This is a genomic window from Dyadobacter sp. (assembly GCF_017744695.1).
Classification (GTDB): domain Bacteria; phylum Bacteroidota; class Bacteroidia; order Cytophagales; family Spirosomataceae; genus Dyadobacter.
On sequence record NZ_JAGIAS010000009.1, the window covers coordinates 20578 to 40857 of the forward strand.

Genomic DNA, 20280 nt, shown 5'->3' on the forward strand with positions numbered 1-20280 from the left:
AATATTATTCAAATTCTTTCCGCAGAATATCGAGTACTTCCTCGACAGTCGCTTCTTCAAGATCGGTCCTTCTGACAAGCTCTTCCTTGCTCAGAGCGAGTACGCTTTTGGCGGTATCCAGACCGATTTTGTGCAATTCGTCGATGATCCACTCGTCGATTTCATCCGAGAATTCGGTCAAATCAACGTCTTCATCATTTTGTTCTTCGATATCGCGGAATACGTCGATTTCCATTCCCACCAGTTTGCCGGCCAGCTTGATATTCTGCCCGCCTTTACCGATTGCCAGTGATACCTGGTCTGGTTTGAGGAATACCGATACGCGTTTGGCGTCGCGGTCGATCTGCATCGAGCTTACTTTTGCAGGGCTCAATGCACGGCTGATCAGCAGTTCGAGGTTGTCGGTGTAGTTGATAACGTCGATGTTTTCGTTACCCAATTCACGAACAATGGAATGGATACGTGAGCCTTTCATACCTACGCAAGCACCCACCGGGTCGATCCTGTCGTCGTATGATTCAACGGCAACTTTGGCACGTTCCCCTGGTTCACGAACAACTTTTCGCACAGAAATGATTCCATCGTAGATTTCCGGGATCTCCACTTCGAAGAGCCTTTCCAGGAAAACTGGCGACGTTCTCGACAAGGTGATCTTGGGCGAACCGTTGTTCATTTCCACTTTATGGATCACCGACTTCACGGATTCTCCCTTGCGGAAACGGTCTTTCGAAATTTGTTCGGTACGTGGCAGCGAAAGCTCATTACCCTCCGAATCCACGATGATTACCTCGTGTCTCAAAGTTTGGTATACCTCCCCGGTGATCATTTCACCCACCTGATCCTTGTATTTTTCGTACATGATCTCCTTTTCCATGTCCTTGATCTTCTGGATCAGGGTCTGGCGGGCTGTTTGCACCAGGCGGCGGCCAAATTCCACCAGTTTTACTTCTTCGGCCACTTCTTCGCCTACTTCAAAGTCACTTTGGATTTTGCGGGCTTCGGCCAGCGGTATTTTGTTATATTCCCAGATATCCTCGGAGTTGTCGTCCACGATCTCGCGGGTACGCCACATTTCGAGGTCACCACTCTCCGGGTTGATGATCACATCAAAGTTATCGTCGGTGCCATATTTCTTGCGAATCATAGTACGAAATACCTCTTCCAAAACACTGATCATCGTAGGACGATCGATGTTCTTGGAGCTTGCGAACTCCGCGAATGATTCAATTAATATTCCGCTATCCATGGGTATGTTAAAGAATATTTGCTGATACTAAGTTAGACATATTATATAATTGATCACAACCAGAAAATGCGATTCCGGCGTCGTGAGTCTATTTAAAAGAGATTTCGATCAGAGCCTTGGAAATTTCATCCAGGCGGATCGTCCGCACCAGCGACGCCTCGTCGACCGGTGTTTTCGGTTTTTTCTTGGGAGCGGGCAGCTGGATGGTAATGCTTTCATCACCTGCATCCGTCAGATTTCCCAGGAGGGCTTCACCGGTTTTCAGGGTAATCTTGAGGTTCCGGCCTACATTTTTCTTGTACTGGCGCGGCAACACCAACGGCTGGTCCAGGCCAGGGGAAGAAACTTCCAGCGTGTACGCGTCTGTGAATATTTCCAGCTCTTCAAGCTGCTTGGCTAGCCTGCGGCTGATGGAGGTGCATTGCTGGATGGTAATACCCTCGTCGCTGTCGACAAGGATGGTAACTTTCTGATTGGCCTTTGATGGTTTCATAACGATGTCTATCAGAAAACAATCGCCATCTTCCAGAAGCGGGGCCAACAAAACTTCTAAATGTTCCTTTACGGTCATGTATAAGCTATACAAATAAAAAAGGGGATTTAGACCCCCTCAATCAATCGATCAAAATAGAATTGGATGCAAATATAAAATTATTTTATCATTTCTACAAACATTCGGGGATGTCTTCCAAATCCGTTTCCGTCGGCTATTTTTGCAAAAAATGCTATTTAGAATCAATGAAGGGGATCAAGAAGTTACTGTGGTTTTTATATCAATGCTTTGCTTGCTATACCCTGCTGATTTACATACTGATACTGTGGGTGCCGCTGGATGGCTGGGTGGCCGGATTTATGATGATGTCGTTTCCCGCGGTCGTGCTCGTCCACCTGATTTCGGTGCCTGTTTGGTTTGTGGTGGAGAAGAAAAAGGCCATTTTGCCGCTGATCATGTTTGTAGCCGCTGGTTTATTTTTTTCAAGAACCTATCAATTCGGTGGTTCCGATGATGCTTCGGCGGAAAAGGACGGTAAGCGCAAGTTCTCTGTGATGAGCTATAATGTCCACGTTTTTCAGAAATTTTCGGAATGGCGGCTCGTAAGCACGCAAAAGGAAATCAGAGAAATGAAAGCCTGGATAGGGGATAGCGGTGCCGACGTGCTTTGCATGCCTGAATATTACGACGAGGACGACACTATTTTCGATTCGGGAAATTACCTGCGAAAAAAAGGATACAAACATTCGGCCCATTTCTATCGGAGGAAATACGGCAAGTCGTACTGGGGATTGGCAATACTTTCGAAATATCCGATTGTAGCATCCCGGGATACGATTTTTGTGGCCCAAAACGGAATGATCCAGGCCGACATCAAAGTGGGGCGTGATACGGTGCGGATAATCGGTTTGCATTTGTATTCGATGACGCTGGGCCTCAGTAAACTGGTACATCAAAAGGAAATGGACGGTGTGAAGGCCGAGGGCCGCATTACACTTCGGAAAATGAAAAATGGATTCACGCAAAGGGCCGAAGAGTTTACTGTTTTGCAGGACTGGGTCAAAGCATCGCCCTATCCGGTGCTGGTATGTGGGGATTTTAATGAAGTACCTTACAGCTATATCTACGGCAAGCTACGGAAATCACTCAAAAACAGCTTTGAAGAGAAGGGGAACGGGTTTGGCTTTTCTTACAACCACCTGCCTTATTTTATCAGGATCGATCATCAGTTTTATGATGAGAACAAACTATCGGTGCTGGACTTCACTACCTACTCCAAAATAAAGTACTCGGATCATTATCCGATCATGGGTACTTACCGCTTCAAATAAAAACAGGCTCCCAGGAGCCTGTTTTACTGATATTTAATGCCGAGACTGTCCAGCTCATGTACGGAGACCGTGGGCGGGAAAATGCCTCTGTCAAGTTTTTGCTTGACGAGCCCACCCGTTTTGGCGGCTTCCTGCTCGGTCGTAAAACCATCCATACCGGGCACTCCGGGAATAACCTTCTGCTCGATTACCAGCGTCGTATCCTGGCGGATGTTGTAGCCCCAGCCGTGCTCGCCCCTGATGGTTTCAACCTTGAAACGGGAAAGGCCTTCGCCGCCCTGATTTGCCCCCTGTCCTTTAAAGAACAAAAAGTAAATCGCTGCTGCGAAGGCCGTGGCCAATATACCTATGATCAGGATTCTGCTGTTTCTGCGGATCACAGATCGTCGTCAGTGTTAATTGGCTGGGAAGGATCAAAGCCCCAGAAGTCATCTGTGCCGCCACCTGAGCCGGATGCGCTACCTGTTCCGAGGTAACCGATCTTACCCACTACGAATGCACCTGCAAAACCTCTCTGCGTTGGGAAAGGAGCCCTTTCGATCCAGCTGTTTGCGCCCGGATCGTACTCCCAAACATCAGATCTGCCTTTTCCGCCCACTACATAAGCTTTTCCATCGATCACGAAAGACGAGCCGTATGAACGCGCTGGAAATGCATCCTGGTCGAACCCGTCAGCGAAATCTACACGGGTCCAGTTACCTGCACCGCCGTTACCTGCCGGATCGAAGCTGTAAATATCTTTATACGAAGTTTGTGAGTTGCTTTCTCCGAACCCTACGTAAGCTTTGGCACCGATGGTAAAGGAGATAGCACCAGTTCTTTTACCACCTTTGAAGGTCGCCATTTCCGTCCACTTGTCGGTAGTAGGGTTGTATTCATAAAAATCCTGGTAGTAGTTGCTCGCGTTGTAGCCAAGGCCTACGTATGCTCTGTCGTTTACTACGAATGAAGTAGCAAACTGACGGGGACCGCCTCCAAAGTCAGCGATCGCATCCCATTTGTTGGTAGCAGGATCGTATTCGTAGAAGTCTTTTTTGTAACCTGCGTCGACGGCCGTTACATTGTCGAAGCCGCCGCCTACATAGGCTTTGCCTTTCAACACGAATGCGGTGGCGCTGTTACGCCCCGATCCGGGGAATGGAGTTATTTGTGACCAGGTTTGTCTTTCGGCATTGTAAGCCCAAAAATCTTTTACCCGGGCAACTGTTTCATTTGTATAACCAGTACCAATGTAACCTACGCTACCAATCACAAAGCTCACTGCGTTGGTCCGGATCGATCCTCCGAAGTTCGGCAGATCCTTTCTGAACCAGTTTCCTTGTTTTTCTGCATCATCATCCTTGTGACAGCTCATCTGAACCAACGCGGTAGAAGCGACTAGAAGGGCTAACGAAGTCTTTTTTAAGGTATTAAACATGAAATTATTGTTTGACGAATTGTTACAAATGAGTATTGAGAATTATTGAATATTTCAATTGGCCGCTTGCCTGCATGTGATATGACAAGTTCACCGGTAACCTAAATTTTTTGCAAACATAACATCTTGATACTGCTAAGTAAAATAATCAGAAATTTTTTGTCCAAAACTTTAATCTGTCAGTTACTTTCAACGCGTAACAGGTTACAATGTTGCGCCGTTGGCGCCGGTCACTTGCCTCTGGATGCATTCCAACCCCGAAAGGTTTAAAATAGTCCTGCATCTTTTACGTTTCTTACCGTGTTTGCCACTATTCCGGTGCCTGCGGCGTAACGGTTCAAAAGCCTCTGTTTAACTCTTACGTATGCATTCCGTTTTTTGTTGCAAACCGGATTTTACTTTCTTATTTGTCCTAAATCGTTGAATCATGTTGTATTTAAGAATGCAACTGATATTTTTGCACTTTTTACTGTTCTTGCTCTAAATGAAATTTCAGTCTTATTCCTTAGGGAAGTCGTCCATAGTCTATAAGCTTCTGATCATAATTGGATTTGCATTTTCGCTCACAGCGTGTGAGTGGGGAGATCAGGTCGAATCCCTGGCCCAGCCTAATCCGGATGATTTTGCCGTACTTAGTACCGATACTGTCACAATTAAGCTCTCAACAATCGGCACGGATTCGCTGATGACCGGCGCTGCCTCGCGTATGCTTCTGGGCAACTATAAAGATCCTTATTTTGGAAAGGTACGAACCCTGAGCTTCTTTCAACCAACGCTGGCTAGCGGTATGTCTGTGGTGCAGGAGGCAGAATATGACTCGCTGATTCTAACCCTGAGATACGATAACTCTTACAGCTATGGCGATACGACCAAGCCGATGAACCTGACGGTTCACAAATTGCTTACCGATATTCTCGAAAAAAGCGCTTATTGGAATCACAATTCGACCGCATATGACCCGACAGCGATAGGAAAGATCACCATTGTGCCAAGGCCTACTACAACGAAACTGTTGAAAATCAGACTTTCGGACGCATTAGGGAAGCAGATTTTTGAAATGGCCAAAAACAACCAGTTGACTTCTAACACAGACTGGATAAACCTGGTGAAAGGATTGGTTGTAGTGCCCGCCACGACGGATAATGGCCCGGTTGTCGGCTTCAAATGGGGCCCTCCGGTAGGAGATACCACTTCGCTTCAACTTCATTATCATACGCCGCTGGTGAGCGAATTCAAGAAGGATTCGGCGTTATTTCGGGTTACGGCAAGCTACAATCAGACGTTGGCCGATCATGCAGGCACGCAGCTGGCGAAATTGCCTCAGAACACACGTGTTTCCCTGCCGTCCTCGCAATCTGGTAACCAGGCCTTCATGCAGGCGGGAACAGGTGTCATGCTGCGTGTAGATCTACCTTACCTGAACCAATTCAGATACGCGAAATACACAGCGATTAATAAGGCCTATCTGCGTGTGAAGCCGCTGAAAGCTTCTGTTACTGATGCGTTTAGGGTTCCAAAGGTTTTGTATTTGTACCGCCTCGATAAGAATAACCAGTTTTACACGGATGCCAGCGGTGCGCCTCTGGCGGTCACCCTGCTTGGTACCCCAAACGGCGTGAGCAGCGCTTATTTCACTGACCTGATCAAGAACGAGCAATATTACCGCTTTGATATCAGCTCATTCGCAACGGAAATAATGGTTTCAGAGTCCAATGATATAGGCGGGTTTGTGCTGCGCAGCAGCCCGTTTGGTTCGAGCGGGACTTTCCGTGAAGCAGGCAGTCTGTACTCGATGAGCGTCGACCGGCTGGTGGTGGGCGATCAGTTGAATGCAGATAAAGGCGTAGAGCTTGAACTGTATTACACGACGGTGAAACCTAAGTAGTAATTCAAAATCAACAAAGAAAAGGGGTAAGTTTAACGCTTACCCCTTTTCTTTTACATAACCACCCCATTCTTGGGCAGTATCTTCTCCGGAATTTTCTCGGCGCCGATCAGTTGCAGCAGGTTGATCTCGATGTTGCGCGACATCGAAGTCATTGGAATATCATTAGGCCCGTTTTCGAAAGGGTTTTGCATGATATAGGCAATCCATTCCACATAAAAGAATAGGAACGAAATCGTGAATGTGATAGGGATGGCAATGCGGCCAATGCTCTCGACAAGGCCCATCGGAAGTACCAGCGTGAAAATGAATATCACCAGGTGTACGAAAAAGGCGTACTGGGTAGGAAAAACGGTGTTCTTGATCCGCTCGCATTTACCCATTGCGTCGCAAAGCCGTCGCAGGGTATCGTCGATGTTCTGGTAGAGCAAAGTCTTGATTTTCCCCGAATCGTGTAAGGCAGCCATTCTAAACTGGATCAGGTTTAGAATGGCGTTGGGGATATTGTCTTGTGCGCTCACGTACTCGTGCTCCTGGGCAGTCAGGTGCAGGTCGGCATACACGAGCACCTGTGTGCGGCGAAGCGAATTGGCCAGCGCGTAGCACCAGGCAATTTGTAAGTGTGCGATATTGGAAACCAGCTCTTCCTTTTCTTTCGCGGGCGCTTTGGTGAACGCAACCGTCTGGCGAACGAGCGTCCGGCTGTCGTTGACAATTTCTCCCCAGGATTTACGGGCTTCCCACCAGCGGTCATAGGCCGAATTCGTCCTGAAACCCAGCAGCAGCGAGAGTGCCGTGCCCAGAATAGTGGTAATCGAAATAGGGAAGGAAAGAAAATGCCAGTTTTGATAACTGAAAAGATAAAATACCAGCGTTGCGTAAGCGGTAACCGCAACGACGCCCACCCAAATGCCTTTGAGCAGGCGCCAGATCGAAAAGACCTCTTTGACGTACATAAATGATCATAATAAGTTCTTTGCCAAAATAGAAAAAAGCGGGCCATAGTGTTTGCTATGACCCGCTTTTTGAAATAAAAACAATATCCTGTTAATGCGCAGCAGGAGCGTCGGAGACACCGCCGGGCCTGGCCGGCTGGTTGCCTTTTTTGCCTGTCGCCAGCTTTTCGATGGCTACAAACAAGACCGGCACAACGAAAATAGCCAGCGAAGTTGCAGCGAGCATACCGCCAAACACCGTCCAGCCAATGGTTTTCCGCGACTCGGCCGCCGCACCGCTTGCAAATGCCAGCGGAAGCACCCCGAGGATAAATGCCAGGGACGTCATAATGATCGGCCGCAAGCGCAGCTGCACCGCTTCGAGCGTCGCTTTGACGAGCTCCATCCCATTATCTACCCGCTCTTTGGCAAACTCGACGATCAGGATCGCGTTTTTGGCTGCGAGACCGATCAGGGTAATCAAACCGATTTGCGCGTAAATATTGTTGGACAAGTTCGGCAGGAATGTCAGCGTAAGGATCGAGCCGAATGCACCGATTGGTACCGCAAAAAGTACGGAGAACGGGATCGACCAGCTTTCATACAGCGCTGCCAGGAACAGGAACACGAATACGATCGAGATGGCGAAAATAGTTACCGTACTGTCACCCGCCTTAATCTCCTCGCTACTCATGCCGGAGAATTCGTAGCTGTAACCGGCAGGAAGCTTGGCTGCTTCTTCACGTAATGCGGTGATCGCCTGACCACTACTGAAACCGGGTTTCGGCGTACCGTTGATCTCCACCGAACGGTAAATGTTGTAGTGCGAAATCAATGCAGGGTTTTCTACGACCCTTGAAGTAACCAATGCGCTGAGTGGCACCATATTGCCAGCCTTGTTGCGTACGTAGAACTTCTGGATCTTGTCCAGCGACGAGCGGAAACTGCTGTCAGCCTGCACCATTACGCGAAAGTTCCGGCCGTAGAGGTTGAAGTCGTTGACATACGAACTACCCAAAAGTGTCGATAGTGAATTGAAGACATCATTCACCTGCACACCGAGTTTCTTGGTTTTGTCACGATCCACGTCGATCTGGTAGCTCGGCGTTCTGGCATTGAAGAAGGTATAGGCCATCGCGATTTCAGGGCGCTTGTTGACTCTTCCCAAAAACTCGCGGGCTACCGCTTCAAACTGCTGGATGTTATCGGTACTGGTTGATTGTTGCAGTTGGAATGTGAAACCGGAGGTTGCTCCCAAACCAGGGATCGCAGGAGGCGCGATGGCCAGTACGCGGGCTTCTTTGATGTCGGCGGTACGCTTCTGAATCTCCTTGATCACGGCTTGTACGTGGTGCTCGGCGCCTTTCCGGTCGGCCCATGGGTGCAAGCTGACAAACATGGTACCCACGTTGGATTTGTTCGAGAAGCTGATCACGTTCAACCCGGCCAGACCACCGACAACCTTCACTTCCGGAATAGAGGATACGCGGGCCATAATGTCCTTGATCATCGCCACGTTGCGGGTCGTAGAAGTTGCTTCCTGCATTTCATAGGTTACAAAAAGACGCCCTTCATCTTCCACGGGAATAAAGCCGGAAGGCTTGTTTTTAAACAGGAAGAATAACCCTACAAACAGACAGACCATCATCACTAGCACCAGCGGCGTGGCTTTAATCCATTTTGAAACCCCTCTTGTGTAGGAATGCGAAACCTTATCGAACCAGCGGTTGAAACGGTCGAAGAATTGTTCCAGAAGGTTCTTTTTATCGTCGGCTCCTTTGGAGGGGCGCAGCATGATCGAGCAAAGCGCCGGCGTAAGGGAAAGCGCGACAAATGCGGAAAGCAATACAGAAACCGCGATTGTGATCGCAAATTGCTGGTAGAGGCGCCCTACGATACCTGGTACGAAGCCCACCGGCACGAATACGGCCGCAAGGATCAAGGCAATCGCGATTACCGGACCGGAAATGTCTTTCATCGCCTGCTCGGTAGCAGCGCGGGGCGACATTTTTTTCTCATCAATATAATGCTGAACCGCTTCGACCACCACAATCGCATCATCCACCACAATACCAATCGCGAGTACGAATGCAAACAGCGTCAGCGTGTTGATCGTAAACCCGAAAGGAATAAAGAATATAAAGGTACCGATCAATGAAACCGGGATCGCCAGGATCGGGATCAACGTCGCACGCCAGTTTTGCAGGAAGAGGAACACCACCAGTACCACCAGGATCATCGCCTCGCCAAATGTGTGCAATACCTCCTCGATAGACACTTTCACAACCGATGCTGTTTCAACCGGAATGACGTAGTCGATATCTTTCGGGAAGGTTTTCTTCATCTCGGTCAATGCCTTCATCACACCTTCATAAGTGTCAAGGGCGTTGGCGCCGGGAGCCTGGTAAATCAGTACAAATGCTGCGGGTTTACCACTTACAAACGCATTTACACCGTAATCAAACTTGCCCAATTCCACGCGCGCCACGTCACGCAGGTATACTACGCTGCCTTGCGCGGGGTCGGAGCGTACGATGATATCTTCAAACTGCGCTTTGGTGTTCAGCCGGCTGTTGGTCAGCACGCTGTATTCGAATGCCTGCGCGCCCGGTTGCGGGGTACCACCCACGGTACCGGCCGCGATCTGCAAGTTTTGCTCTGCCAATGCTGCGGAAATATCCGAAGGGGTCATTCTCAGGTTGGCCAGTTTCTCGGGGTTAAGCCAGATACGCATCCCGAAGTCGTCGGCACGCGATACGATATCACCCACACCTTTCACGCGTTGAAGCGCGTCTTTGAGGTAAATGTTGGCATAGTTACCGATAAACTGCGCATCGTGCGTGCCGTTAGGCGAGTACAGCGCCAGGGCGATCATAATGCTGGGCTGGCGCTTGCGAACGGTCAGACCAAGGCGTTTTACCGCATCGGGCAGGGTAGGTTCGGCCACACTTACGCGGTTCTGAACATCCAGGGCCGCAATATTGACGTCGGTACCGACATCGAATGTCACGTTAATGCTGCTTTGCCCGCTGCTGGTACTGTTGCTGGACATGTAGGTCATGCCAGGCACCCCGTTGATCTGTGTTTCAATGGGGGTCGTAGTCGTTTGTTCGACCGTCTGGGCGTCGGCACCCGTGAAGTTCCCGCTCACCGTTACGGTAGGTGGGGTGACATCGGGATACTGGGCAATCGGCAGGGTGGTCAGGGCAATGAGCCCCACCAGGACTATCACCACCGAGGATACTATCGCGGTGACCGGCCTTTTTATAAAAACATCTGCAATCATTTCGTACTGGTTTATGAAATAGTAAAAGGGACCGGCTGCTTATTTTTTCTGAGGACCGCCCTGATTCGGTGCCGCACCCTGGGCAGGTGCACCTTCCTGAATGGCTGCTCCTTCACGAAGGTTCTGCACACCTTCCACCGCGATTTTCTCGCCTTCTTTAAGCCCGTCCTTCACAATGATGTTGGATCCGATAGCGGTACCGAGCGTCACTTTGCGCTGAGTAACCTTGCTGCTGTCGCCGGCCACGTACACAAAGAATTCGCCCAATTGCTCGGTTACGGCTTTATAAGGGATTACCACCGATTTCGAACCTGCATTGTTGAGCACCATCACCGTGCCGCTCATGCCGGCGCGGAGCTGGTTATCCTTGTTGGGGAAAACCAGACGGGCTTTGATGCTACCGGTCTGCGGGTCCACGGCGCGGTCGAGCAATGCGATCTTGCCGTGCGCCGGGTAAACGTCCGTTCCGAATTTGATTGAGAAGGTCGAATCACTGGCCTTTTGGGATTTCATCAATGTGGTGAAGCGGTAAATCTCTTTCTGGTCCACGTTGAAATCGACCGCCAGCTGATTGTCGGTCGAAACTTTGTTGAGCACTGTCTGGCCCGCGGAAACCGGCGCGCCGACTTTCACTGCCGAAATGCCGATGATACCATCAAATGGCGCAGTCACTTTGGTGTAGCGCACGCTGGTCTGGCTCGCTTTGATGCTCGCTTTGGCCGCGTCCACCTGTCTTTTGGCTACCTCGAGTGCGGCGTCCGCATTATCGACGAGCTGTTTGGCCACCGCGTCGTTTTTTTCGAGCTCGTGGTAGCGGTCCGCATCTTTCTGCGCGCGGGCCAGGTTGGCCTCCTGCACATTCAGGGTAGCCACAGCCTGATCGTAGTTGGCATCGTAAAGCTGGGCGTCAATCGTGTAAAGCAGCTGACCTTTGCGCACGCGGGCTCCGTCGGTGAAATGGATGCCGGTTACAAAGCCGGTAACCTGCGGACGCAGCTCGATTTCGTTCAATGGCACTACGGTTCCGGGGTACTCGTCATAGTATGAGGCCTCGGAAGTTGCTACCTCTGCCAAGGTTACTTGTACAGCCGGAGGGGCGGTAGGCGCCTGTTGCTGGTCTTTTTTGCCGCATGAAAAGATCGTCAATGCAAGCAGGGCAGCGGGGTAATATTTGGTTGTATTTAAATACATATCATTAAAGTATTTTCTAATGGAAGCAGGAGTTAAGTGTCGGCTTGGCCGGTTATTGGATATTGATCTGTCCGAGTGCTTTCTGAACGTCGATCTTGCTGGCCAGTACCAGGTACAATGCATTGTAATAGTTGATACGCGCCAGACGAAGGTCGGTTTCGGAAGTAACTACTTCCAGATAGGTTTTGATACCCGATTTGTATTGCAGCTGGATCACATCATACACCTCACGCGCCAGCTCTACGTTCTCTTTCTGAGCGAGCAGGTTAGTCAGGTTACCTTTATAGTTGGCTAATGCACTGGCATATTCAGAGTTTACATTGTTTTGAAGACCTTTCAGATCCCAGTCCAGGCGTTTGAGCTGCCATTCGGCTTGTTTGGTATTGGCTTTCCTTTTTCCGCCCTGGTAAATAGGCAGCGACAAGGTCAGCAAACCAAACGAGTTGGGGTAGTTCTTGTTATAAAGGTCTGAGAAATGGTTGTTCTGAAAGTTCAGGTTGTAGGCCCCGTTCAGCGACAGGTTGGGCAAATAGCTCCATTTGTTGTATTGCAAGTTCGCTTCGGCCAGCTTTTTCTGGGTGGCCAGAATCTGGTATTCGATCCGGCCGTTCAGATCTACATTCTGCAAAGTGTCCAGGGCGATTTCGCGTTCCATTTGCAAGGTATCATAGCTGATCTGCAACGCTTTGTTAATCGGATAGCCCATCAATGTTTTCAGGTATTCCAGTTTGGCTTTCAATACTTCCTCGTTGCTTTTCTTATTGGCACGGGTGTTGTTGAGCGAAATCGTCGCCCGCTTGTAGTCGATCTTGTCGGTAATACCTGATTTGTACTGGTTTTGGGCATCTTTCAGGCTGCGTTCCAGGCGCAGGATGTCCTCTTCGGCCACGCGGATCTGCTGGGTGGTGGCCAGCACGTCATAGAATGCCTTGGAAACGCTCACGGCCAGATCGGTTTTGTTGTTCACCGTGTTCTGACTTGCCGCGAAAAGTACATCGCCACGGGTACGCTTGGCTAGTAGCACGTCACGGTTGAAGATCTGCTGCGAAAGCGTGAACTGTGTAGCCGAAACGTTGTTAACCCCCAGCTTTACCGGGTTACCGGCGATAATGCTGGTCTGAACAATAAAGTTGTGCTGCAAATTGTAGTTAAAGCCGATCTGAGGGTACCAGTCGGCCAGTTTGGCGCGGACCTGATTGGCAGTAATCTGCTCGTCGATCAGCGATTGCTGGATCGCTGGCTGGTTTTTGATAGCGTACGCAACCACTTCCTGTAAAGTTGCCTGTTCCAGCACCGGCGCTTCCCGGTTACTTTCCTGGATGCCCTGAGCCAGGGCGGTACTGAGCAAATTCAATAAGAGGAATGCCGAGCTAAGCGCCAAACGCGTCGTTTTTTGTGGCTTAGACCAATGCTTCATGTAGGTTTTAATTAGAATTTTGGATAGAAATTAAGAGCTTCTGTCTGATGATGAACAGGTTTGATAATTGGAAAAAAACGTGAAAGGATCAGCTATCTGTGGCTAGAAACAGGATTTTGACCCCTGAAAAGAAAGGATGGTGTGGCGTTAACATGGCCGGTAGGTTTAGAGAACGTTTTTGTAAACAATCGGTGACATTATCGGGCTGCGTATAAGCTTCCCCGTTGTCCGATTGTACTTATTAAGGATTAAAATGAGGGAATAGTTTCCTATGTCTTTGAAAAAAATGAGCAGCGCACCATGAATTCTTTAAAATGTGTAATTTTAAAGCAGAATTGTGCCGTTCTAGGACATTTCAAAGGTTTTGGTTATGCGTAAAAATTACGCATTAGTGTTTTCTTCCATGCGTGTTTCATGCTGCGGCCAGACCTTTTCGATCAGCCCCGCGAAGATGATCACCAGCACGCAGCCGATCAGGTTCAGCCAGAGAAATGCGGTAAGGTCGATCACGTAGCTGACGACCACGAATATTTCCCCGATAATGCTTCCCCAGAAAACCGCGCGGCTGCCGATATTTTTGAAATAGAATGCGACCAGGAATATACCCAGTATTGTCCCGTAAAACAGCGAGCCCAGGATATTGACCGCCTCGATCATACTTCCCAGCCGTGAAGCATATTGCGCGACGGCAATACAGAACACACCCCAGAAAAACGTCGCCCAACGCGAGGCGGCTACGTAATTGCGGCCGTTCTCGTCCTTGCGGACAATCCGTTTATAAATATCGACAATCGTGCAGGAAGCCAGCGAGTTATAGGCCGCAGCTACCGAACCCATCGACGCCAGAAGTATCACCGCAATCAGCAGCCCCACCATCCCCGCAGGGAGGTAGTCGATCACAAAGCGCAGGAAAATGTAGTTCACATCGTTGGTATCGCCGCCATTAGCTTTCGAGAGCACAGCTGCGGCCTCTTTACGCACATCCTTTACTTTGCCTTCCAGACCTGCCAGAACACTGCGGGACGCCGCAATCGCTTGCTGATCATCCTTGCGAATCGCCTCTGTAAGCGCCATTACCTCGGGGCGTTTCACCGCCTGGATTTGCTCATGCTGCTTTTCCAACGCCGCATATTCAGTAGCGTAAGGGCTGGATTTGACGCGGTCGACGGCCGTCTGGTTGAAAAATAGCGGTGGTGTGGTGAACTGGTAGAATGCGAACACAAGTACGCCAACCAAAAGGATCAGGAATTGCATCGGAATTTTCAGCAGGCCATTCATTGCAAGTCCGAGCTTGCTTTGGCCTTGTGAGCTGCCGGTCAAAAAGCGGCCGACCTGCGATTGGTCCGTGCCAAAATAGGAGAGCTGCAAAAAGAACCCGCCAATCAGTCCCGACCAGACATTATACCTGTTATTCAAATCGAATGTAAAATCGATCAGATTGACTTTGCCCATCTTGCCTGCCACATGCAAAGCGTCGGTAAAAGACACTTGTTCGGGCAGGAACTTTACCACCATCACGCCCGCTACGACCATACCGATCGTGATAATGCCCATTTGCTGCAAATGCGTATGTGAAACGGCCCGCGATCCGCCCAACGTCGTATACAGGATCACTACTCCGCCGGAAATGATGTTTGTCCAGGTAATGTCCCAGCCCAGAATGGCCGAAAGGATCAGCGAGGGGGCATAAATGGAAAGTCCGGTGGATAAACCGCGCTGCAAAAGGAATAAAAATGCGGTTAATGCTCGCGTGCGCAGGTCAAAACGGCCTTCGAGGAATTCGTAGGCGGTGAATATTTTGAGCTTGCCGAATTTGGGAACAAAAGTCACGCACAATACCACCATTGCAAGCGGCAAGCCGAAGTAGAACTGGACGAAACGCATACCGTCGGTATAGGCTTGCCCGGGAGCGGAAAGGAAGGTGATCGCGCTGGCCTGGGTAGCCATCAGCGACAATGTCACATGGTACCAGGGCATGGATTGGCCGGCAAGCAGGAACGAATCCATCGTGTGCTTCTCACGGCTGCGGTAGATCCCGTAAAGTACTACAAATAGGAGGGTAAGCGAAAGAACAATCCAGTCGAGTGTGCTCATTGAAAACGGGTCATAAATAAATAGAAGAGGACAATTTGCAATGCGAGCATGCCGATCAGCAGAATGTACAGCTGTTTCCAGCTATTGACAAATGGGGGCAGCCCGTCGCGGTCCTGCGAGCTATTTTCTTTTATGATCATCGTTCGGGTCGAAAGGTTTAGTACGGAAAAATGGCCGGGTATTGTACCACAAGCAAAAGTAGAACGGTTTTGACATACTTTTAGCATGTAAAAATGTTAACGAAGCGTTAACGGTACCTCTATCCGTCAACTGGCCGGACAGGACAGAACAGGCTAGTTGACTAGTTAATAATTATTTATTTTCCCGCAATATTCCAATCCTGAACACCAAAACGATCTACTTGTGAAAAACTACCTGGCCTTCCTTTTACTTTTTCTAGCAGTACTTGCCGGCAGAGCAGCCGCGCAGGACCTTCCTCCGGCTTTCGATAACAGTTATGATGCCCAGAGGGATTCAAGGATCAGGCAGTATCTTTCTCCCAAACGCATTGTGTGGATGTCCGACCGCAGTGGGGCCAGTGTGGCAGACCCTACCAATTTGCTCAGGAAGGGTACCGGCCAGGCGGATCTGGTTCACAGAAACTTCGCGAAGCTGGTCAGCAAAGAGGGGGAAACGCCGGGGATATTGTTTGATTTTGGCAAAGAAATACAAGGAGGCATTCAGATCGTCACCGACCAGCCTGCGGACCAGAAACCGATCCGTATCCGCATTCGCCTGGGTGAGTCGGTCAGCGAGGCCATGTCCGATATCGATACGATTCACGGTGCGACCAACGACCATGCGATGCGCGATTTTACGATTCAGGTGCCGTGGCTCGGTGTAATGCAGGTAGGCAACTCGGGTTTCCGCTTTGCCCGGATCGACCTGGTGGATCCGGGTCGCGAGCTGCAACTGAAAGAAGTCCGCGCTATTTTCGAGTACCGGGACATTCCCTACCTGGGCTCATTTAAAAGTAACGACCAGCGCCTGAACACAATCTGGAACACTGGCGCCTATACGGTGCATTTGAATATGCAGGAATACCTCTGGGACGGTATCAAGCGTGACCGCCTGGTGTGGGTGGGCGATATGCACCCCGAGGTGATGACGATCAATACTGTTTTTGGTCAGAATGAAGTAGTGGCCAGAAGCCTTGATCAGGCCCGGGACATTACGCCGCTGCCGGGCTGGATGAATGGCATTAGCGCCTATTCGATGTGGTGGGTGCTCATTCACCGGGATTTATACAAAAACCAGGGTGATCTGCAATACCTGCGCAAGCAGCAAAAATATCTTGTCGCGCTGCTGGACCAGCTCATGCAGAAAACCAAAGACAATAAGGAGGATCTCGACGGAACGCGTTTCCTTGACTGGCCATCGAGCGAAAACCCGAAAGGCATTCACGCAGGTCTGCATGCGATGATGATCATGACGCTCGAAGCGGGCGCCGAGCTATGCCAAATCCTGGACGAGCCCGCGCAAGCGGCGCGTTGCAAAACCATGGCGGCGCAGATGAAAATGTACGTCCCCGACGCCAACGGTTCCAAGCAAGCCGCCGCGCTGATGGCCCTGGCTGGGCTGATGCCTGCCGAAAAGGCCAATGCAGAGGTGATCGCCGTGGGCGATTGCGAGCGTTTTTCGACATTCTATGGCTATTATATGTTGCAGGCCAAGGCCAAAGCGAAGGACTATACCGGCGCGCTGAACTGCATCCGCAATTATTGGGGCGGCATGCTCGACATGGGCGCTACCACCTTTTGGGAGGATTTCGATCTGGCCTGGACCAAAAACGCCGCACCGATCGATGAGCTTGTGCCGGATGGGAAAGACGACATTCACGGGGATTTTGGCGCCTATTGCTACAAAAAGCTTCGCCACAGCCTCTGCCACGGCTGGGCCTCAGGGCCTACTTCCTGGCTTTCCGAGCATGTGCTGGGGGTGAGCATCGTCGAAGCGGGCTGCAAAACCATCCGCATTCAGCCTAACCTGGGCGATTTGCAATGGGTAGAAGGGACTTACCCGACACCGCTGGGCGTGGTGAAAATCCGCCATGAAAAACAGGCTGATGGCACTGTCAAGTCCAAAATTGATGCACCGAAGGGTGTGAAAGTGCTGCGTTAAGATTTAATTCGCTTTTTTTATGAAAAAAAATATGCTCTCAGCTATGCTGGTATTAGGTACCCTTATGGCAAGCGCAAAGGGGCTGGTGCCTGGCTACCTTCGCTGCGAATACAAAGAATCACCGGTGACAGATGCCCTTCGCCCACGCCTGAGCTGGGAGCTGTCAGCGGTTGAAAACAATCAGGTGCAGACAGCCTATCAGATCCTGGTTGCTTCCTCAATCGAAAAACTTACCGAGAAGGATGCTGATTTGTGGAATTCAGGAAAGACAGCCGGCAGGAGCACTGCGCAGGTCGAGTATGCGGGAAAACCACTCGCGTCGCGCAAGGTTTGCTATTGGAAGGTCAGGAGCTGGGACAAAAATGGTCTAGCAGGAGAATGGAGTAAGCCGTCGCAATGGGAGATGGGGTTGCTTGGTAAATCGGAGTGGAAAGGGCAATGGATTGGGCTAGACCTGGACCGTTTGGGCAGGGGTAAAGTGTATCATCTGCCACCTGCTCCATACCTGAGAAAGGAGGTAACGATCCGTAATGGGATTAAGAAAGCACGGCTATATGTTACGGCACTGGGCCTGTATGAGTTTACTATTAATGGAAAAAAAGCGGGTGATGCGTTTCTGACTCCCGGCTGGACGGATTACGACAAGCGCGTCTACTATCAGACCTACGATGTGACTGCCGATTTGAAAGCCGGTAGAAACGCGCTGGCTTCGCAGTTATCCTACGGTTGGTATGCGGGTTATCTAGGCTATTCATTATTGGTCAAAAACCCGGTGGTACGCGCGTTTTACGGGAAGGTTCCTTCGCTGAAAGCGCAATTAGAAGTCGAGTATGCAGATGGGAAAACAGAAACTTTCGTGACTGACCAGACCTGGAAAGCCAACCAGGGAGCGCTACTTGAATCGGATTTGCTCAATGGCGAAACTTATGATGCACGTTTGGAGCAAACCGGATGGAACATGGCTGGTTTTGATGACTCCCGATGGAAGAACCCCCAGGTATTTGCAGATAAAGTGGAGCGTGAAATTCAGGTCTATCCCGGCCCGCCGGTGAAAATCACCCAGACGCTGCAAGTCGTGAGCCGGAAAGACCGCGGGAATGGCGCTTACATTTTTGATATGGGGCAGAACTACGCGGGCATTGTCAGGCTGCACGTAAAAGGCCGGGCCGGTGATACGGTTCGCCTGCGTTTTGGCGAAAAGCTTTATCCCGATGGCCGGTTGATGACCGAAAACCTGAGAATGGCCCGGGCTACTGATACCTACATATTAAAAGGGGATCCTGCGGATGAGACCTGGGAGCCCAAGTTTACATTCCACGGATTTCAGTATGTCGAGGTGACAGGGCTCAGAGAAGCGCCCACAGACCAAACGCTACTGGGATTGGTCATCGGCTCGGACACGCCGAAAGTCGGAACATTCCAGACCGACAATGCGATGGTCAACCAGCTTTACAGCAATATCGATTGGACGCAGCGGGCCAATTATGTGGATATCCCTACCGATTGCCCGCAGCGCGATGAGCGTATAGGCTGGACGGGCGATGCGCAGGTGTACGTGAAATCAGCGACATTCAATCGGGATGTGGCCTCGTTTTTCACCAAATGGGTGGTCGATCTGAATGACGGGCAATATGAAAATGGCGCCTATCCGCTCTACGCGCCGCGTCCGAACCTGCGCAAAACCGATACTTTCTCCCCGGGCTGGATGGAGGCGGGCATTATCTGTCCGTACCAGATTTACCAGACCTACGGCGATACCCGCATGATCCGCAATGGCTGGGCCGATATGGTGCAGTTCATGGATTTTCTTGACGTAAGAAGCAAGGGCGCCTATCTTTTTAAAGAGAATGCATTTGCCGATATCAATCCGAAAGGCGGCTTTGGGGATTGGCTCTCATTTGGCAAGAAAACCCCGCCGGATATGCTCGCCTCTTTTTACTACGCCTATTGCGCGGATCTGATGGCCGAAATGGCGGCAGCGATCGGGAATGCAAAAGATCAGCAGCGGTTTGCCGAAACGGGAAGGAAAGTACGGGACGCGATCCGCGGGCATTATGTGGATCAACAGGGGCGTTTCAAATGCGACCAGAAGGCTTATGGCAATGGAGCAGGTTATGTCGACGGTTCCCTGGGTTTTACAGGGCATACCCAGACAGCTTACGCTAATGCTATTTACATGGATATTATCGCCCCGGCGGACCGCACCAAAGCGGGAACCTATCTTACGGAGCTATTGAAAGAGAATGGTGATAAGCTCGGTACGGGTTTTCTGGGCGCCAAGCCGCTGCTTCCAGCGCTTTCGGCCACGGGCCATTCGGATCTTGCCTATAAATTATTTCTGAGCAAAGCATTCCCATCCTGGGGATTTGAGGTTGAAAATGGCTCTACAACTATTTGGGAGCGGTGGGATAGCTTCACCAAAGAGGACGGCTTTAAATACAATGCGGCCATGAACTCGTTCAGTCATTACGCGTTCGGAGCCGTGTGCGAATGGATGTTTGGCAATGCGGCAGGGATTGTGATGACCAAACCCGGATTCGAGACGTTTGATATCCGCCCCGAAATCGCGCCCGATAGTATGGGGAGGGATGGGATCAATCATTTAAAAGCTTCGCTGCGCACAATTAATGGCATCATCGCCTCCGAATGGAACAAGGCTGACGGTAAACTGACCATGAAGGTGACAGTGCCTGTGAACACGCTCGCGCATATATATGTACCCGCAGGCGAGAATACGCAGCTGCTCGTGAATGGAAAGCAGCTATCCTCCTCCGCGCCGGTAAAAAACCTTGGGAGAAGAGATAGCTGCACGGTTGTCGAGGCTGGCTCGGGCAGTTATGAATTTACGGTGGAAAGGTGAGCAA

14 protein-coding genes are annotated in these 20280 nt (G+C 50.3%); 4 read left to right on the plus strand and 10 right to left on the minus strand.

Going from position 1 to position 20280, the window contains the following annotated elements:
- Window positions 1-4 precede the first annotated feature (4 nt).
- Together nusA and rimP are read right to left on the minus strand one after the other, a co-directional pair.
- On the minus strand, window positions 5-1246 hold the full coding sequence (gene nusA, locus J7619_RS26895) for a transcription termination factor NusA (protein WP_090385457.1): 1242 nt from the start codon (window positions 1244-1246) through the stop codon (window positions 5-7).
- Between the two features lie 88 nt (window positions 1247-1334).
- Complete coding sequence (gene rimP / locus J7619_RS26900) at window positions 1335-1817, minus strand: ribosome maturation factor RimP (protein ID WP_291206391.1); 483 nt, start codon at window positions 1815-1817, stop codon at window positions 1335-1337.
- Window positions 1818-1984: 167 nt separating this feature from the next.
- On the opposite strand from rimP, the gene J7619_RS26905 reads away from it, so the two are divergent.
- Window positions 1985-3070, plus strand: coding sequence for an endonuclease/exonuclease/phosphatase family protein (locus J7619_RS26905; RefSeq protein WP_291206394.1), 1086 nt, complete (start codon window positions 1985-1987; stop codon window positions 3068-3070).
- 23 nt (window positions 3071-3093) lie between these two features.
- Here J7619_RS26905 and J7619_RS26910 read toward each other — a convergent pair whose 3' ends face one another.
- On the minus strand, window positions 3094-3450 hold the full coding sequence (locus J7619_RS26910; protein WP_291206397.1) for a DUF4907 domain-containing protein: 357 nt from the start codon (window positions 3448-3450) through the stop codon (window positions 3094-3096).
- Window positions 3447-4487 carry a kelch repeat-containing protein gene (locus J7619_RS26915; protein ID WP_291206399.1) on the minus strand — a complete coding sequence of 347 codons (1041 nt, stop codon included), beginning with the start codon at window positions 4485-4487 and terminating at the stop codon, window positions 3447-3449. Before J7619_RS26915 ends, J7619_RS26910 begins: the two co-directional genes overlap by 4 nt.
- A 484-nt stretch (window positions 4488-4971) precedes the next feature.
- Between J7619_RS26915 and J7619_RS26920 the strand changes: the two genes are divergently transcribed.
- Window positions 4972-6372 carry a DUF4270 family protein gene (locus J7619_RS26920; protein ID WP_291206400.1) on the plus strand — a complete coding sequence of 467 codons (1401 nt, stop codon included), beginning with the start codon at window positions 4972-4974 and terminating at the stop codon, window positions 6370-6372.
- Window positions 6373-6425: 53 nt separating this feature from the next.
- Here J7619_RS26920 and J7619_RS26925 read toward each other — a convergent pair whose 3' ends face one another.
- The 6 genes from J7619_RS26925 to J7619_RS26950 all read right to left on the minus strand — a co-directional run bounded on the left by J7619_RS26925 (window position 6426) and on the right by J7619_RS26950 (window position 15435).
- Window positions 6426-7328, minus strand: a complete 903-nt coding sequence (locus J7619_RS26925) for a bestrophin family protein (RefSeq protein WP_291206403.1) — start codon at window positions 7326-7328, stop codon at window positions 6426-6428.
- A 91-nt stretch (window positions 7329-7419) separates the two neighbouring features.
- Entirely contained in the window at window positions 7420-10593 is a 3174-nt protein-coding gene (locus tag J7619_RS26930; RefSeq protein WP_291206406.1) for an efflux RND transporter permease subunit, read from the minus strand.
- Between the two features lie 39 nt (window positions 10594-10632).
- The gene (locus tag J7619_RS26935) at window positions 10633-11784 is read right to left on the minus strand and encodes an efflux RND transporter periplasmic adaptor subunit (RefSeq protein WP_291206409.1); all 1152 of its coding nucleotides are present in this window, start codon (window positions 11782-11784) and stop codon (window positions 10633-10635) included.
- Window positions 11785-11836: 52 nt separating this feature from the next.
- Entirely contained in the window at window positions 11837-13201 is a 1365-nt protein-coding gene (locus tag J7619_RS26940; RefSeq protein ID WP_291206412.1) for a TolC family protein, read from the minus strand.
- A 381-nt stretch (window positions 13202-13582) separates the two neighbouring features.
- Window positions 13583-15295 carry a sodium:solute symporter gene (locus J7619_RS26945; RefSeq protein ID WP_291206415.1) on the minus strand — a complete coding sequence of 571 codons (1713 nt, stop codon included), beginning with the start codon at window positions 15293-15295 and terminating at the stop codon, window positions 13583-13585.
- Complete coding sequence (locus tag J7619_RS26950) at window positions 15292-15435, minus strand: hypothetical protein (protein ID WP_012779664.1); 144 nt, start codon at window positions 15433-15435, stop codon at window positions 15292-15294. The genes J7619_RS26945 and J7619_RS26950 overlap by 4 nt, the downstream gene beginning before the upstream one ends.
- A gap of 223 nt (window positions 15436-15658) precedes the next feature.
- On the opposite strand from J7619_RS26950, the gene J7619_RS26955 reads away from it, so the two are divergent.
- Both J7619_RS26955 and J7619_RS26960 read left to right on the plus strand, forming a co-directional pair.
- Window positions 15659-17416 (plus strand): alpha-L-rhamnosidase C-terminal domain-containing protein, encoded by a 1758-nt coding sequence (locus J7619_RS26955; protein ID WP_291206420.1) that lies wholly within the window; start codon window positions 15659-15661, stop codon window positions 17414-17416.
- 19 nt (window positions 17417-17435) lie between these two features.
- Window positions 17436-20276 carry an alpha-L-rhamnosidase gene (locus tag J7619_RS26960; protein WP_291206423.1) on the plus strand — a complete coding sequence of 947 codons (2841 nt, stop codon included), beginning with the start codon at window positions 17436-17438 and terminating at the stop codon, window positions 20274-20276.
- The last annotated feature ends 4 nt before the right edge of the window (window positions 20277-20280 follow it).

Coding starts and splice junctions, on each gene's coding strand:
- nusA (WP_090385457.1), bottom strand. CDS start 1,246: ATGGATAGCGGAATATTAATTGAATCATTCGCGGAGTTCGCAAGCTCC.
- rimP (WP_291206391.1), bottom strand. CDS start 1,817: ATGACCGTAAAGGAACATTTAGAAGTTTTGTTGGCCCCGCTTCTGGAA.
- J7619_RS26905 (WP_291206394.1), top strand. CDS start 1,985: ATGAAGGGGATCAAGAAGTTACTGTGGTTTTTATATCAATGCTTTGCT.
- J7619_RS26915 (WP_291206399.1), bottom strand. CDS start 4,487: ATGTTTAATACCTTAAAAAAGACTTCGTTAGCCCTTCTAGTCGCTTCT.
- J7619_RS26920 (WP_291206400.1), top strand. CDS start 4,972: ATGAAATTTCAGTCTTATTCCTTAGGGAAGTCGTCCATAGTCTATAAG.
- J7619_RS26925 (WP_291206403.1), bottom strand. CDS start 7,328: ATGTACGTCAAAGAGGTCTTTTCGATCTGGCGCCTGCTCAAAGGCATT.
- J7619_RS26930 (WP_291206406.1), bottom strand. CDS start 10,593: ATGATTGCAGATGTTTTTATAAAAAGGCCGGTCACCGCGATAGTATCC.
- J7619_RS26935 (WP_291206409.1), bottom strand. CDS start 11,784: ATGTATTTAAATACAACCAAATATTACCCCGCTGCCCTGCTTGCATTG.
- J7619_RS26940 (WP_291206412.1), bottom strand. CDS start 13,201: ATGAAGCATTGGTCTAAGCCACAAAAAACGACGCGTTTGGCGCTTAGC.
- J7619_RS26945 (WP_291206415.1), bottom strand. CDS start 15,295: ATGAGCACACTCGACTGGATTGTTCTTTCGCTTACCCTCCTATTTGTA.
- J7619_RS26950 (WP_012779664.1), bottom strand. CDS start 15,435: ATGATCATAAAAGAAAATAGCTCGCAGGACCGCGACGGGCTGCCCCCA.
- J7619_RS26960 (WP_291206423.1), top strand. CDS start 17,436: ATGAAAAAAAATATGCTCTCAGCTATGCTGGTATTAGGTACCCTTATG.